Annotated in this window: 12 protein-coding genes; 6 read left to right on the top strand and 6 right to left on the bottom strand. The window is 38.2% G+C overall.

What is annotated here, in order from left to right:
- Positions 1-10: 10 nt before the first annotated feature.
- Together IQ276_RS39185 and IQ276_RS39180 are read right to left on the bottom strand one after the other, a co-directional pair.
- Positions 11-838: a hypothetical protein gene (locus IQ276_RS39185; RefSeq protein WP_193925712.1), complete on the bottom strand. Its 828-nt coding sequence runs from the start codon at positions 836-838 to the stop codon at positions 11-13.
- A complete protein-coding gene (locus tag IQ276_RS39180; RefSeq protein ID WP_193925714.1) occupies positions 838-1,638 on the bottom strand; it encodes a hypothetical protein in 801 nt (266 codons plus the stop codon). The genes IQ276_RS39185 and IQ276_RS39180 overlap by 1 nt, the downstream gene beginning before the upstream one ends.
- A 49-nt stretch (positions 1,639-1,687) precedes the next feature.
- On the opposite strand from IQ276_RS39180, the gene IQ276_RS39175 reads away from it, so the two are divergent.
- Together IQ276_RS39175 and IQ276_RS39165 are read left to right on the top strand one after the other, a co-directional pair.
- On the top strand, positions 1,688-1,825 hold the full coding sequence (locus IQ276_RS39175; protein WP_190884765.1) for a hypothetical protein: 138 nt from the start codon (positions 1,688-1,690) through the stop codon (positions 1,823-1,825).
- Positions 1,826-2,812, top strand: a complete 987-nt coding sequence (locus tag IQ276_RS39165) for a putative bifunctional diguanylate cyclase/phosphodiesterase (RefSeq protein WP_193921941.1) — start codon at positions 1,826-1,828, stop codon at positions 2,810-2,812.
- Here IQ276_RS39165 and IQ276_RS39160 read toward each other — a convergent pair.
- Positions 2,792-3,019 carry a hypothetical protein gene (locus IQ276_RS39160; RefSeq protein WP_193921939.1) on the bottom strand — a complete coding sequence of 76 codons (228 nt, stop codon included), beginning with the start codon at positions 3,017-3,019 and terminating at the stop codon, positions 2,792-2,794. The two genes, IQ276_RS39165 and IQ276_RS39160, sit on opposite strands and share 21 nt — an antisense overlap.
- Positions 3,020-3,350: 331 nt before the next feature.
- Here IQ276_RS39160 and IQ276_RS39155 point away from each other — a divergent pair, with 331 nt between their 5' ends.
- The 4 genes from IQ276_RS39155 to IQ276_RS39140 all read left to right on the top strand — a co-directional run bounded on the left by IQ276_RS39155 (position 3,351) and on the right by IQ276_RS39140 (position 10,534).
- Positions 3,351-3,581, top strand: a complete 231-nt coding sequence (locus IQ276_RS39155; protein ID WP_235116516.1) for a hypothetical protein — start codon at positions 3,351-3,353, stop codon at positions 3,579-3,581.
- A 554-nt stretch (positions 3,582-4,135) separates the two neighbouring features.
- Positions 4,136-5,428: a glycosyltransferase gene (locus IQ276_RS39150; RefSeq protein WP_193921937.1), complete on the top strand. Its 1,293-nt coding sequence runs from the start codon at positions 4,136-4,138 to the stop codon at positions 5,426-5,428.
- A 46-nt stretch (positions 5,429-5,474) separates the two neighbouring features.
- A complete protein-coding gene (locus tag IQ276_RS39145; protein ID WP_235116515.1) occupies positions 5,475-8,024 on the top strand; it encodes a two-partner secretion domain-containing protein in 2,550 nt (849 codons plus the stop codon).
- On the top strand, positions 8,021-10,534 hold the full coding sequence (locus IQ276_RS39140) for a CHAT domain-containing protein (protein WP_235116514.1): 2,514 nt from the start codon (positions 8,021-8,023) through the stop codon (positions 10,532-10,534). Before IQ276_RS39145 ends, IQ276_RS39140 begins: the two co-directional genes overlap by 4 nt.
- On the opposite strand, the gene IQ276_RS39135 is transcribed toward IQ276_RS39140, so the two are convergent.
- From IQ276_RS39135 to IQ276_RS39125, 3 genes are all read right to left on the bottom strand, one after another.
- Positions 10,495-11,556: a hypothetical protein gene (locus tag IQ276_RS39135; RefSeq protein WP_193913561.1), complete on the bottom strand. Its 1,062-nt coding sequence runs from the start codon at positions 11,554-11,556 to the stop codon at positions 10,495-10,497. The two genes, IQ276_RS39140 and IQ276_RS39135, sit on opposite strands and share 40 nt — an antisense overlap.
- Before the next feature lie 86 nt (positions 11,557-11,642).
- A complete protein-coding gene (locus IQ276_RS39130; RefSeq protein ID WP_235116513.1) occupies positions 11,643-13,496 on the bottom strand; it encodes a protein kinase domain-containing protein in 1,854 nt (617 codons plus the stop codon).
- A 14-nt stretch (positions 13,497-13,510) separates the two neighbouring features.
- Positions 13,511-14,917 carry a helix-turn-helix domain-containing protein gene (locus IQ276_RS39125; protein WP_193913559.1) on the bottom strand — a complete coding sequence of 469 codons (1,407 nt, stop codon included), beginning with the start codon at positions 14,915-14,917 and terminating at the stop codon, positions 13,511-13,513.
- Between the last annotated feature and the right edge of the window lie 18 nt (positions 14,918-14,935).

Genomic DNA, 14,935 nt, shown 5'->3' with positions numbered 1-14,935 from the left:
GGCTGTCTAATTAGTATTTAAGAGCTTGAAACTCAAGCACAGTGAGAAGTCCCTGATGTTGATTGACCAAAGATTGTATTGTGCTAACTGGATTACGATGAAGGCGACGTTTTTGTTGGCGAGGAGCTTGTGCGATCGCTAATCTACGACGTTGAGTTTTATACTCAGCTATAGGTACTTCCCGAATTTGTTGAAGTAACTGTTTTTCGTTTTGAGCTACAAATAGAACTTGATATTGGCCCAAATCACGTAATTCAACAGTTGATTTGCGTCCACTAATACGTCGCTGATGGCGACGCAAATGACTAAATAAAGACTCGATTTTCAGGTTATCTGGTGGCAAACCAGGGATATCATAGCAGTGTAATAAGTCAGTACTGTATTTATCCCATAAACGTTGTAACTTTTTTTTGAGAGCAAACTGTGCCGGATTTTGTTGATGGTCAGGTTGAAACATCTGTAATAACTCTTCCATCTCACGCCGAACTTGAAAGCTTGTTAAAGGGATTTGGGCAGTCTCTGTAATATCGATTACATCATCTGAGGTACGGTCAGAATTATTAGGATAGCGCAAACAATTAGCAATTCGTCGCAACCATTGGTGCGCCTCTGACAAGTCAGACGCGACTGAACGATTATTACTTAAGGCAAGGTCCACCCATACTGATAACAGAGATAAATAATCTGTATCAATTTCCCGGTATGGTAAACTACGTAGTACTTCTCCAATAGCTAATAGTTGCTGGTAGCCCATTAAACCACCCCAACTAAACGGTTTGCGACTTGTGCGATTGACACAATCCCGAATCGCCGCACGAATTTGAGCTTCCACTGCCATTAATTCTGCGTCTCGTGACAAATAGGGGATGACTGAAAAAGGGGGGTACTATCTAGCTGCTGTTCGGAGCTTGGTTTTTGGGGTCTTTCAGAGTAATCAGGAACTTTTGGCAGCCCGTCTAAATCTGCCTTTAATTGCTGTCGGAGCTTTGTATCTAATGGCAGCACAGATTCACTCAAATTACTTAGGAAGTGTGCCTGACAACGTTGATGTGGTACATCTGTCCAAGTTGAATTTATTGCCGCGATGATTGCTGATTCCCCATCTGATAATGTTGCCAGCACTGTGTACGGCAACTCCTTATATGGTTGCAGCCACTCAATTAACCGTTGTGCTTGTGCCTGTGGCAATTGAATTGCACTAACTGGTGTGCCACTTAATACCTCGTATAACACATACAACAAAGTCCCATGACCCTCTGGCTGTAAGGCATCAATTGCCCAAATCAAACCACCATGTTCAATCGCTGTCGCAGCTAACTTCTCAGCCGTATGTGCAATCGTTCCACCCAACAGTGCCAAAAATTGACCGTATAACTTGCCCACATTGCTTTCGTTAATTTCAACACCGCGCTGGTTTAATGAGCGTTGAATTTCTACCAACTGTTGATGCTCATGTTCATGTTGCCAACCAATAAATGCCAGCACGTCTAGCCCGTAGGTACTGTAAGGCAGACTGTACTTTAGCACCCCAGTAGCGTAGTAATGTTTACCAAAATGTGTGCAATTGGGATTGGTACATTCTTTACTTTTACCTGCCACAAACACTGCACCATCCATTGTTTGAATGGTTTTACGCATGTGCCTTGGTCTACGTAGAACTAACTCTTTACCACAATGCACACATTCGATGAGCGAACATTCTAAAATTATTCGTTTGATGTTACTGAATTTTCGTTCTGGGCGATGGCGAGGCAACTTTACTATCACTAATTTTTTACTGCTGCTAGGTGCTTTCCTCAGCTTACCTGCTTTGTATACCAACTAGATAGCTAGGGGGTCTGAAGTATTTTTAACTGCCAGTATTGGGATTGTTTTTGCTAAACGAAATTACCATCAAGCTTGTGATTTGCTGCGAGATGCTGATATTGCCATGTATCAAGCCAAGCTTCAAGGCAAAAGTTGCTATCAAATATTTGATATCCAAATGCACACTCAAGCACTCCAAAGACTCAACTTAGAAAATGACCTACGTCAAGCTCTTAAAAGACAAGAGTTTCTCGTTTACTATCAACCAATTTTTGATATCAACAATCAGCATTTAGTTGGTTTTGAAGCCTTGGTACGCTGGCAACATCCGACTCGCTCCTTTATCTGCCCTGGAGATTTTATTCCGCTTGCTGAAGAAACCGGACTGATTGTAACACTAGACCATTGGATACTTTACACTGCTTGTCAACAACTGGCAGCATGGCAAACTCAATTCTCTAGTAAATTATCTTTAAAGGTCAGTGTTAATCTTTCGGCTCAAGATCTGCGGAAAGTTTCTTTACTTCAGAACATAGAATGTATTTTAGCTGAAACTGGTTTAGCTGGTAATTGTCTTACTTTAGAAATTACTGAAAGTATGCTCATTGACAATATCACTGAAGTCATCTTGGTTTTAGAACAGTTAAAACAGCTAGGAATTCAAATCAGTATTGATGATTTTGGTACTGGATATTCATCGCTAAATTATCTCCATCGCTTACCTGCTGATAACCTCAAGATTGACCGTTCTTTTATCAATCAAATGTCAGATGATAATCGCAATTATCAAGTTGTCAAAACTATTGTTGCCCTGAGTAATCAGTTGGGGTTAGCAGTGATAGCCGAAGGCATTGAAACACAACAGCAACTTCAATGGTTACAAGAACTCGAATGTGAGTTTGGTCAAGGCTACTTTTTTTCTCAGCCTCTAGCTGCTCATGAGATTGAAACTCTCTTTTTCCAGCAATCTGATCGCATTGCTTCTTCAATTTCTCATAGAGATTAATAGCAATTGTAACGACCTAAAAGCAATCGCCGCATTTCTGTCCAGCCCAACCAACTGACGAATGAACAGCTTGAGGTTGAGGTTTTTCCCGTAGACCTCCTCAAATCGCTCTCGGCTTTCAACGGCTTCGGCGTTGAACAGCAGTTCTTCTAAAGACAGTAGATCGGCATCGCTCAGCGGAACATCTTGTTTGAGGAGCGATCTCATGAATCTCTACTTGATCGCCATCTTTCTTTTCAAGTACCCCATCACCAACAGCCACATCTTTTTATACTTAAAAAGCCCTGATAAAAATTCAGAGCTTAGTTTTGTACACAGTTTATTAAATGCCAGCTATAAAATTTTTGCCAGCGGTTTTCTATAAAATTAATCATCCCTGAATTGCTTAGTTAAAGATAGTGGGGAAACTACCCATTGTTTACCCATTTTTTTCTAGGTAGCTATTTAATAAAGTCTTAAGATTTGTAGATATCCTGACTCTGCAACCTTGCCCAAGCAAACCAATTACTCGCCATCCTTCACTTCGAGGTTAGGACTATTGCTGGGTGGGTTTACATTAGAACAGCGTGGTGATTTTTATCACAACCAAAATGTCTGGGTGAAAAGCTCTCCTTCCTACTTTGAAAGGAAAAAGCAAGAAATAGAAAAGCTTGAAAGGCAAGCCCTAGAGAAAAAAATGCTCGAGAGAGAAATGGCTTTAGCTGAAGATAAAAAGTGGTACGAAGAACATGGTGATGATGATTTCGATTATGACGAAAATGAAGAATAATATCTAAGTATCACTTTACACACTAAATTAGACTTGCGACTACATATTTGTTTGACAAGAGACTTAACCAAAATATAGTTGAGACAAAGAGGCAGAGGGCAGCGCAGTCTTCTCCCTTGGATCTAGCTCCCCCTTTAAAATGATTATCATTCTATTTATGGCTGATTTTATTTTTTGGAAGTCCCTAATATTTATTAAACTCTTGGAGCGCGATCGCAATCTCAAAATTTTCTGGGATTTTAACCATTTAATATCAAGCAGATAAACTTAGCAGCTTAAGTTCCCGATGAAAATCATGATTTTCACTTGCCAGCGTAGTCTGAAATAGTCAAGCATTAATTATTTCATATAGAAAAAATTTTTAACTACTAATTATTTAGTATAAAAGTTCTAGTTTGTTTTGTATCATTGCCTCTATTGATAACAATAGGTAGACCAAAAGCCAGTTAGGAAAAAATTTGAAATACTTAGAGGTAGCAAAAAAATACCTAATTCAAGAATTGAGGTAATTTTTTAGAAAACGTACTTTATAATTTCGCAGAGGAGTTAGATGTATGGCTCATTTAGGTATACTCTGTCCCCCAACAGATGGTCACTTGAACCCAATGACTGCTTTAGGACGTGAATTGCAAAGACGTGGAAATCGCGTTACCCTATTCGGAATTCCTGATGTTAAATCCAAAATATTAGCAGCAGGATTAGACTATTGGACTATTGGAGAGTCCAGATCTCGTCAAGGTACAAACGTACAGCCTTTGTCAGAGTTAGGTGAATTGAGCGGGTTTGCGGCTTTAAAATATATCCTAAACCTAATGAAAGAGGAAGCGCATCTGCTGCTTAGTGAAGCACCACAAGCTCTAAAAACGGCCGGTATAGAAGCATTGTTGGTAGACCAAACTACAATAGAAGGTGAGACAATTGCAGAATTTCTGCAAATTCCTTTTGTTACTGTTTGCAATGCTCTGCCACTTAATCTTGAAGATGGCATTCCACCTTTTTTCACATCCTGGAGCTATAACACAGCATGGTGGGCGCGTTTACGCAACAAAGCAGCTTACTCGTTGATGAAGCGTTTTACACAGCCGATTACACAAGTTTTAGACGAATATCGTCAAACATGGAATTTACCCCTCTACTCTCAGACGCCTCAGAGAGATAGCTTTTCCCAACTTGGCCAACTAAGTCAATTACCTGCTGAGTTTGAATTTCCAAGACAGGATTTACCTAAGTGGTTTCATTTCACTGGCCCCTATCAAGATCCAACTGGACGAGAACCTATAGCTTTCCCCTATGAAAAGTTGACAGGGCAACCGTTGATTTATGCTTCACTTGGGACTTTGCAAAATCGCCAACAGTATATTTTCCGTTGTATTGCAGAAGCTTGCAGTGCATTAGACGCTCAATTGGTAATTTCTCTTGGTGGTTCCAATTGTTTTGAATCACTACAACAACTGCCAGGCGCTCCATTAATTGTGAACTACGCGCCTCAACTAGAACTACTTAAAAAGGCTACTCTTACTATTACCCATGCAGGATTGAATACAGTTTTAGAGTCTTTAAGTAATGGTGTACCACTAGTAGCTATCCCAATTGCTAGCGATCAGCTAGGGGTAGCATCACGCTTGGCTTGGACAGGGACTGGAGAGGTTGTCTTATTATCTCAACTCACTGTTCCTAGATTGCAATCTGTTATTCAACGGGTAATGACAGGAGATTGTTACAAGGACAATGCTTCCAAATTACAAGCAGCGATTCAACAATCTGGAGGAGTTAGTCGTGCTGCTGATATTGTTGAACAGATTGTAGCTACACGAAAGCCAGTACTTTCTAATTTTCAAACAGAATAAGTGATAAGCAAACAAAGGACAAAAGTACATTTTTAAATTTCCTCAAATGAACCTATACAAAATTAGCTTCTGCTTTTTTAATATCAGTGCGTTATATTGCATGTTCTCCTCAACAGTAATTGCACAAATTATTCCTGATCCGACTTTACCTAATAACTCCCAAGTCACAAATCAGGGTAGCACGAGCAATATTAGTGGAGGAACCAGGGCGGGCAATAATCTGTTCCACAGCTTTGAAAAGTTTTCTTTACCTACAGGTGGCACTGCTTACTTTAATAATGATTTAAATATTGAGAATATTATTAGTCGAGTAACAGGTTCATCCATATTCAACATTGATGGTTTACTCAAAGCTAATGGTACAGCAAACTTATTTGTGATCAACCCTAGAGGAATTATTTTTGGTTCTAATGCTCGTTTAGACATTGGTGGCTCATTCGTGGGCAGTACGGCCAACAGCATTAACTTTCCTGATGGTTCTCGCTTTAGCGCTACAAATCCCGAAATTAAATCCTTGCTAAGTATCAATGTGCCAATGGGATTGCAATATGGATCAAATCCTGGTGCAATTCAAGTTGAAGGCAAAGGTCATAATTTAACTATTCCCATACCTTTATTCTCTCCAGTTTTAGGGGCTGGTACTAGCATCAATAGTCTACAGGTAGCTTCAGGCAAAACCCTTGCTTTGATAGGGGGTGAAGTTAGTTTAAGAGGTGGGATTTTGACGGCTCCCGGAGGACGGATTGAACTGGGTAGTGTCAATGACGGTGTAGTTATCCTTAATCCTACTGGCTGGACTTTAGGTTACCAAAATGTACAAGATTTTCAAGACATAAAGTTATCTCAGCAAGCATTAGTAGACGCTAGTGGCTTTGGAGGCAGTTCAATTCAGCTGGTAGCTAATCAAATTTCCTTAGAGGATGGTTCTCTAGCATTGATTCAAAATCAAGGAACTCAATCAAGTAAGAGTATGGTTTTCAATGCCTTAAACTCCATACAATTAAGCGGGACATCTCCAAATGGAGAAATTTCTAGCGGTTTTTTAAACGAAACGTTAGCAGGAGATTTAGATGATATTATAGTTTCGGCCAAAAATTTATTAATTAAAAATGGAGCAACTATATATAGCAAAACTTTTAGTAACGCTAATGGAAGTAATATAATTTTGAATGTACCTGATTCGATACAAGTATCAGGTTTTTCTTCTATTAACCCTGGTATTGCCAGTGGCATTGGTAATTACACTTTTAGTTTGGGAAAAGCTAGAGATATCATAATAAATACAGGGATTTTTTTAGGACTAGATGGTGCAACAGTGCTGTCTGGAACGTTTGGTTCTGGCAAAGGAGGAAATTTAACTATTAATGCAAATCAAAAAGTTGAGCTAAGCGGATTCAATCCTTTTATTTATCTTGCATCAACCCAGTTAGCTGTTGGAGCATTCAATACTGGAGATGCGGGAATTTTAACAGTTAATGCACCAGAAGTAGTTTTGAGAAACGGTAGCAATATCAATTCTTATACTTTAGCATCTGGTAATTCAGGAAGCGTCGTAATCAATGCTGAAAAATCTATAAACATAACACGGGAAAGTTCAAACACTTTAGTTTACGATCAACCATTTGGTATATCATCAACCGCAGCGTTTACATCTAAACCAATACAAGAATTATTAGGATTATCTCCATTTGTAAATGGAAATTCTGGATCTGTAACAATTAATACAAAACGGTTAAATCTCAGAGAGGGCACTTTAATTAATGTAAGTAATTTTGGAAGCGGTGATGCAGGAAATTTAAATATTAATGCTGAATATATTAGTTTAGATAATTCAATTGTTGCAGCAGCGACTGAATCAGGTAAGGGTGGAAATATTTTTTTGAACTCAAATGTTTTACAATTATCTAATAATAGTAGTATTAATGCTACTGCTAGGGAGCTAGGTTTCCCTTCAGATATTTCTTCAAATTCTACCAGGAGAAATCTTAACGATGCTGGTAATATCAATATAAACACAATTATTTTTATTGCTTCAAAAAAGAACAATATAACGGCAAATGCTTTTGAAGGAAGAGGCGGAAACATTAAAATCAATACTCAAGGACTATTTATTTCCCCCGACACAAAGATTACAGCCAGTTCCCAACGAGGTATTAACGGCACAGTACAGATCAACTTCCAAAACAGAAATCCCAGCCTTACCAAAGTACAACCACAGGCGATCGCACAAGCTCCAGAGATTGTATCAGTATGCCAAGGTCGTTCTGGTGGAATAGCAAGTACATTTGTGAATGCTGGTGCTGGGGGACTAGCAGCTAGTTCTGGCAACCAGTTAGATAGCAGTTCTACTTGGCAGAGAAATTCTACTCCTCTTGGGACGATTGATAATTCGGAGCAATCAAAGTCATCAACAACTGAAGAACCCATAGAAATTGTAGAAGCTCAGGGTTGGATATTGAATGCTGATGGAGATGTAGTCTTGACCGCACAACCCAATCCACCAAGCCCCTATGCCCAGGTGTCTGCTTCTACATGCCATGAGCTACCTTCCAGGTCGCAAGTATCATCGATAACAGAAGGGGTGCAGGTAAAATGATTAGTTTTTGGCGTTTATTCAAGTACTTGTTGTTATGCATTCTAGGGTTATCCATAGCTATAGGACAGCCGTCTGTGATTCTGGCTCAGGAAGTAAGCAAACAAACACAACAGCATCAAGCTGAAGTACTCAACCACAGGGGACAAAGGCAACTGGATAGAGGTCAGACAAAAGAAGCCTTAGATACTTGGCAGCAAGCTACAAAACTTTTTGAACACCTAAAAGACACAGAGGGAATCACCGGAACCTTAATCAATCAAAGTGTTGCCCTACAAGCTAATGGTTTACATCTTCGAGCTTGCAAAGTACTTTTAAAAGCCTTGAACTTCAATGCTGAAATCTGTGCTACTTCATCAAATCAATTTGTTGATTCTACAAAAGGACTACTTGATGTATCTATTGACAAGTTGAACCCAATACCCGTACACGTACTAGGATTACAAAATTTAGGCAATGTATTGCGTCAATTAGGCAAGTTGTCTGAATCAGAATTAGTTTTGAAAAAAACTTTATCAATTGCTCAACAGTTACCTAATTTTGAAACTGATAATATTTTGCTATCACTCAATAATACTGAAAAATCTATCTATCAACAGGCACGGTATAAATATATTTGGATAGAAGAGCCAGCTTTTCAAAAAGAAACTGTTAACTTTATCCAAAAACAAGCACTCAAATTACTGAGTGATTATCAGTCATTGAGCGATATCCGAACTGTATCAATACCAATCAAACTACAGGCGCAACTACAACGGTTGAGCTTACTGTTAGACTTTCAAAAGTGGTTAAAAGCAGAATCAAATTCAGGCAATACACAGTTAGCTGCAATTCAAACTCAAATCAATCAACAGATTAAACCTTCAGTAGAACTAATACTGAAAAATACTTCTGCATTCTCTGAATTATCTGCTAGTCAATCTATTTATACCAAGCTAAACTTTGCCAATAGCCTCAATCAAATTCCAGATGAGCAATTACATTCAGTAGCCATCCAATATGCAGAGTCAGCTTTGCAAACGGCTAAAAGCACTAACGAACAGCGGCTGATGTCTTATGCTCTCGGTACACTGGGCAAATTGAAAAAACAACACGAGAGATCGCTCCATTATCTCGAACAAGCGATGGCTTTGGCTCAATCAATTCAGGCATGGGATATCGCATATCAGTGGCAGTACGAATTGGGTTTAGAGTACTACAAACAACGAAAGTATGACAAAGCTCTTAAAGCTTACAGTGCCGCAATTAATAACCTGACGCAAGTTCGCAATAATCTTTTAGCAAGTAACGCAGATTTACAGTTCTATTTTTATGAGAAAGTAGAGCCTGTTTATCGTGAGTATATGCGATTATTGCTGTCATCTGGCAATCCTAATTTAGAGCTAGTAATTCAGACGAACGAACAATTACAAATAGCAGAACTGGAGAATTTTTTGAAATGTGGCAGGCTTGACCTTATAAAATTGAATGAAATTGATAAATTAAATAACAACCCTCCAACAGTTATTCATGTTATTGATCTAGACGACACTATAGAAGTAATTGTGCAATCTCCTGACCGTTCTCTTCACCGCAACTCTGTAGATGCTAAGTTAATTAAAGACCATATTAATAATCTGTTGGATGGATTACAAGACAAGAATCTAGTTTATGCAAATAAGTCTGTATTGATTTCACACTCTCAAGCGCTTTATCAGCAGTTAATTGCACCTGTTAAAAAATATTTTCCTTTATCAGGAACCCTAGTATTTACTTTGGATGCATCTTTCCAAAGTTTACCGATGAGTTTACTTTATGATGGGAAAGACTATCTCATAGAGCATTACAGTATTGCAGATACTTTAGGTTCCAAGGTGCGGCCTCCAAAAGTTTTAGCTCAAAATCAGTTAAGAGCTTTAATCGCTGGAATCAGTAAAGAAAGCCCTAGCTTTTATGCTCCAAATGCTCCTAAAGGATTGAAAGCATTGCCAGGAGTAGAAGTAGAAATAGCAAATATAAAAAAAGAAATTACTTCTTCAAAAGTTTTACTGAATGAGAAGTTTGTTAGCCTCTTGTTAGACAAAGAATTGAGTGAAGACAATTTTTCAATTGTTCATTTAACTACCCATGCTCAATTTAGTTCTATTCCTCAGCGGACAATGATTTTTGCCTGGGATAAACCAATTACAGTATTAGAATTTAATAACTTACTAAAAGAAAAAACTCAGACGGATCGAGATGCTATTGAGTTGTTAGTTTTGAGTGCTTGCGAGACAGCTAAAGGGAACAAGAGGTCAGCATTAGGAATGGCTGGAGTAGCAGCACAAGCAGGAGCGCGTAGCACGATCGCCACTTTATGGCAGGTAGATGCTGATTCCAGTGCTTTACTTATGAAAGAATTTTACAAAGGGCTAAAAAATGGTTTGACCAAAGCCGAAGCGCTACGTCAAGCACAATTGCAACTAATATCAAATCCTCGCTACCAGCACCCCTATCAGTGGGCTGCATTTTTACTAATTGGCAGTTGGCTTTGATTTTGTGGATTTTGGCGCTGTTCCAACCATTTTACTAATTTTAAGCCTGATTGTACCTTTTGAATCTCAAATGTGTCACCACTGCTTTTTGCCAATTGATCTGCTATTGTATAGGCTTGTTCTGCTTCTTCTGGTAACAATGCTCCTAAATAGCGATCGCCCAATAATCGGTACAAAGTCGGATTGGAGCTACCCGCTACTACTCGTGCCTGCAATGTTTTGATTGATTCATCCAAAAGAAACTTCGACATATATATAGCATCTAGGTCGTAGAGAGCAGCTTCTTCACTAGGCAAGCCCAAAGCGTCAATTTGCTTTACTTCGTCTGAAACTTGCTGAACCTCATCAAAAGGTAATAGATGAATTACTAACGGAGCATAATCCAAGGGTTTGCTGCCCTGGTTGGCAATCACAGTGATTGTATATGTATTGCCATACTGTAGTTCTTCTTGCTCTTTTGGGTATGGAAGTACTGTAGTGTCTTTTACATCTGTCTGCCAGTGAACACCATTTCCCTTAACTATTACGGTATAACTATCTGCCTGTGCCACTGAGCGCCAAGAGATTTGTGGACGGTTATTTACGATTGAACTGCCATAAGGACTAGTCACAATTGGTGCATTTTTCTTCTCATCAGGCCCCTTGTAATCATGTGGACAAGGGACTATATTTAATACTGAACACTGTACGGCTTCGCTAGGCGGTGGCGCACATATTTGTGCATTAAAAATAGTAGGTTGCTTGAAATATAGGAATTTACGATTTAAAAAGCAAAGTACTTTAACTGTATTTCCCTTAGTGGGATTGATCCGCTCTCCTGGACACAAATATCTTCCCGTTCTCAAGAAGCGATCGCCTGTGCCATAAACTCGACCACTTGGTTCATTGCACAATTTTTTCTCTAGTATCCGTTGATGCCCCCATGCACTACCTATCGTTAAACTAATTAGTGTAGATATTACTATAAAAGTTGTAACTGGGACTACAAAGACATTTTTAGTTTGGCTAAGTAAGTTCAGCATTACAACTTCTCGAAAAGGTACTTACAATTATTAGTTTACTTTAATTGTAGAATAAAAATATAAAGCTTGGCTAATAATATTAAAGCTTATTGTGGGTTTGTTTCACTTTGATTTAGAGGAAGGGATTTAAGCCTGATTCTTTCTACTAATTTTCCCCGCCAACCAAAGACTTCTGGCTGTTTAGACTCAAGTACCAAGCAAGCCTCCCAAGAAAGCCAGGAATTTTCGTTATCATCCAAAGCTTCTTGAACCTGTGCCAATAAACAGTAAATATCCGCTCTTTGAGGATCTAATTTTTCGGCTTTTTCTAAATAATCTTTTGCTTGGCTTAACTTCCTTTGTTCTAGTTTTGCCCATGCCAAATTTTTATATAATGCAGCTTTTAATTTAGGATCTTTAGTTTTTTGTAAAGCTTGCAGTGCAAGAGCGATCGCTGCATTATAGTCACCTTTTAAATTTTTCAATCTTGAAAGATTATTAATAGCTGGGATAGCTTGACTATTAATCTTTATAGCCAACTGATACTGGTGTTCTGCCAAATCATCTTTCCCTTGGTCATCATAATAAGTTCCTAAACCATAATGTCCTGACCAATTATCAGGTTTTAACTTTAAAGCTTTTTCATAATTAGTAGTTACACACTCGAATTCATTTATTAGCTGGCAAACAAAAGCTAAATTATTATAAATATCTACATCTTGTTTATTATACTTTAATGCTAATTCATAATATTTTTTAGCTAACTGTAAATCTTTAGTGCTACGAGATGCTTTATCAAAATAAAATTTTGAAATAGGCAGCCTGAGTTGAGGATTAATTTTGATGGCTGAATCAAAAAATTCTTGTGCGCTCTCAGAATTATTTGCTGCCTCAGCCTTCTCCCCTTCAGACACTAAATATTTAGCTCTTAGTGGTAAGAATACTTTAAAAGTTAAAAATACTCCTAAAATCAAAAATCCAATTACTGCACTGACTCTAAACGTTTTAGACTTCGTTAGTCTGTGAATCTTACTTCGGAGAGGAAGTTTTTGTAAACGCTCCAAAATTATTTTAGTAGTCGCGGGTCGCTGTCCTGGGAAGGGAGCCATGAGTTCATCGAGAAAATCCGCGAAAGGTTCATCAATTTGTGATGCGTGTTTTCTCCAAATAAGTTTTCCTGTTTGTGGATCTGTTGGCAGTTTTACTAAAGGTATTCCTGTGACTAAGTAGACAAAAGTCTTGCCGATCGCATAAAAATCTGATTGGGGTACAGCCTGGCCATTGATTTGTTCTAAAGGAGAATAACAAGCAGTACGGATGACTGTAATTTCATATTGTCCACCAATTCCAATATCAGTACCTCCAGAACTGCTAACCTTAGCTAGATAGGTGTTTGTTACCTCTCGAACTGCACCAAAATCAATTAATGCAAGGCGGTCGTTAGTTTGAAGAATAATATTAGAAGGCTTAATATCTCGATGAAAAAAGCCAGAGCGATGCACGAAATCCACAATGTTGAACAGCTGTTGCAATAAATCTAAAGCTTGCTCCTGAGACACTTTTCCATAAGTTTTTACCCATTCTTCTAAGTTTTGTCCCTCAAATTTTTGCATTACTAAACAATGCAGTTGTAAGGAACTTTCCTCAGAAGTGAAGGTAAAGTAATCATCAATTGTGACAGTCGGAATACCTTCATGTTCTAATAGCTGAAGGACTAGTGCTTCTCGCTCAAACAACTCTATTAATTTAGAGTCTTGCGATTTTAGCACTTTCATCACCTTACGAGTACCTAAATCATCTACCTCAAAAGCTTCCGTATGCTGGCGCGATTTTAACGGAATTAATGGTTCAATTAAGCGTATTCGTTGATTAATTAATAGTTCAGTTCCACAATAAAGACACTTTAGGCTGTTATCAGAATTTTGTCTATGTTGACAATGAGGATTAATACAGTAGCTCACATAAGTAAATATTATCAGGCTGATTTTAAACTAGGTAGTACATTCTGATATTCTGCCGAAGAACAATTAATAAATACATACTTCCTAACTAAAGGCTGTAAACTTAATAATACCTCCTTTTTGATACTTCTCTTTTGCTCCAGTAAAGAGCGCTCAATTAGGGCTTCTAATGCCTCGATTAATTTTGAAGTTGTTACCTCAGCCTTAAATTGATGTAACAATTGAGAAACAGGAATTGAATCAGCAGAAGATTTTGTAAGTGTCTCTGCTAAATAAAACATGATTTTCTTTTCTAAATTTGTCAAACGACCAGATTCTCCAAATAACTCATCCAAATTCTCTTGGAACAAATCTGTCATGAATGTAGTTTTACATTTAAAAAATTCTTCTACACTTCCACCAAAGAAATCTTGAATTCTACTTGCAACTATTTGCAAAGCTAAAGGATTACCACGATACATTTCGACTAAATCTACCCATCTACCCTGGTCAGTCAACCCTTTGGCTCTAAAAATTTCTAAAGCTTCTTTTCCCAACCCTTCAATCTTGATTATTCTGGCTGGTTGTCCCTTACGTTGTAAACGAACTATATCAACAAAAGGTTCGCGGCTCGTTAGCAATAAACAGCTTTTATGTTGTTCTTCTACTAATCTTTTGAAAAAGATACCATAGTCTGCATATTGCACACCATAGGGATTAGAAGTTGCATTCCTATCTCCTTGCAATATTGATTCTGCTGCGTCTAAAACAATCAGGTAACGCCGCGATCGCAGTTTATCAAGCAACATAGAAACTCTAGCTTGATTATGCTCAGGTAAATCTAACTGCTGATTTTCCGATTCAAACAATAGCTTGAGAAGATCACCAACCAATTCTGAAGATGATGGAGCATAGAAAAGTGGTTTCCAAACAAAAGCATCAAATCCTGGTAGACCATTATCTAAAAACTCAAATAATTTGGCAACTAAAGCACTTTTTCCGATTCCTGCTGGCCCAATTAATGCTATACAGCGCTCTTGAGCAACTAATTCTTTTAACATTGCTAGCTCAGGAGTCCGTCCATAAAAATTAGATACATCTGGTGGATATCCCCCAATAGCAGGTAAAATATCCGGAGTTTCGTCTAATTTTTCTGACCATTTACTAGACACTAGCCTGGCTTGGTTTTCTAGGATACGCCGCAGACGTTTTTTTGTTACTTTCTCTCCGCTACCTAATATCCCTGTTAGTAGTACCCAAAGCGTAGGTGCTACTCGACGCTGTAAATATTCATAAGTGTAAGACCCGTTTTCTGCAATTTCCTTGTAATCTAGGTCAAGCCAAGCTGCTTCAATTACAATTTTTTCAGCTTCCTCTAGCCACCTGCCTTGCTTTGCGAATACCAGGTCGTTTATTACTTTGACAGCTTTTTTAGCATCCACTTGAATAAAACTCCTTGA

This window comes from Desmonostoc muscorum LEGE 12446, assembly GCF_015207005.2.
GTDB lineage: Bacteria > Cyanobacteriota > Cyanobacteriia > Cyanobacteriales > Nostocaceae > Nostoc > Nostoc muscorum.
This window is presented reverse-complemented; position numbering and strand designations above follow the sequence as displayed.

Excerpts from the sequence above, each read along its gene's own strand:
- IQ276_RS39135 (WP_193913561.1), bottom strand. The coding sequence starts at position 11,556 with ATGCTGAACTTACTTAGCCAAACTAAAAATGTCTTTGTAGTCCCAGTT.
- IQ276_RS39185 (WP_193925712.1), bottom strand. The coding sequence starts at position 838 with ATGGCAGTGGAAGCTCAAATTCGTGCGGCGATTCGGGATTGTGTCAAT.
- IQ276_RS39175 (WP_190884765.1), top strand. The coding sequence starts at position 1,688 with ATGAGCGAACATTCTAAAATTATTCGTTTGATGTTACTGAATTTTCGT.
- IQ276_RS39140 (WP_235116514.1), top strand. The coding sequence starts at position 8,021 with ATGATTAGTTTTTGGCGTTTATTCAAGTACTTGTTGTTATGCATTCTA.
- IQ276_RS39150 (WP_193921937.1), top strand. The coding sequence starts at position 4,136 with ATGGCTCATTTAGGTATACTCTGTCCCCCAACAGATGGTCACTTGAAC.
- IQ276_RS39160 (WP_193921939.1), bottom strand. The coding sequence starts at position 3,019 with ATGAGATCGCTCCTCAAACAAGATGTTCCGCTGAGCGATGCCGATCTA.
- IQ276_RS39180 (WP_193925714.1), bottom strand. The coding sequence starts at position 1,638 with ATGCGTAAAACCATTCAAACAATGGATGGTGCAGTGTTTGTGGCAGGT.
- IQ276_RS39145 (WP_235116515.1), top strand. The coding sequence starts at position 5,475 with ATGAACCTATACAAAATTAGCTTCTGCTTTTTTAATATCAGTGCGTTA.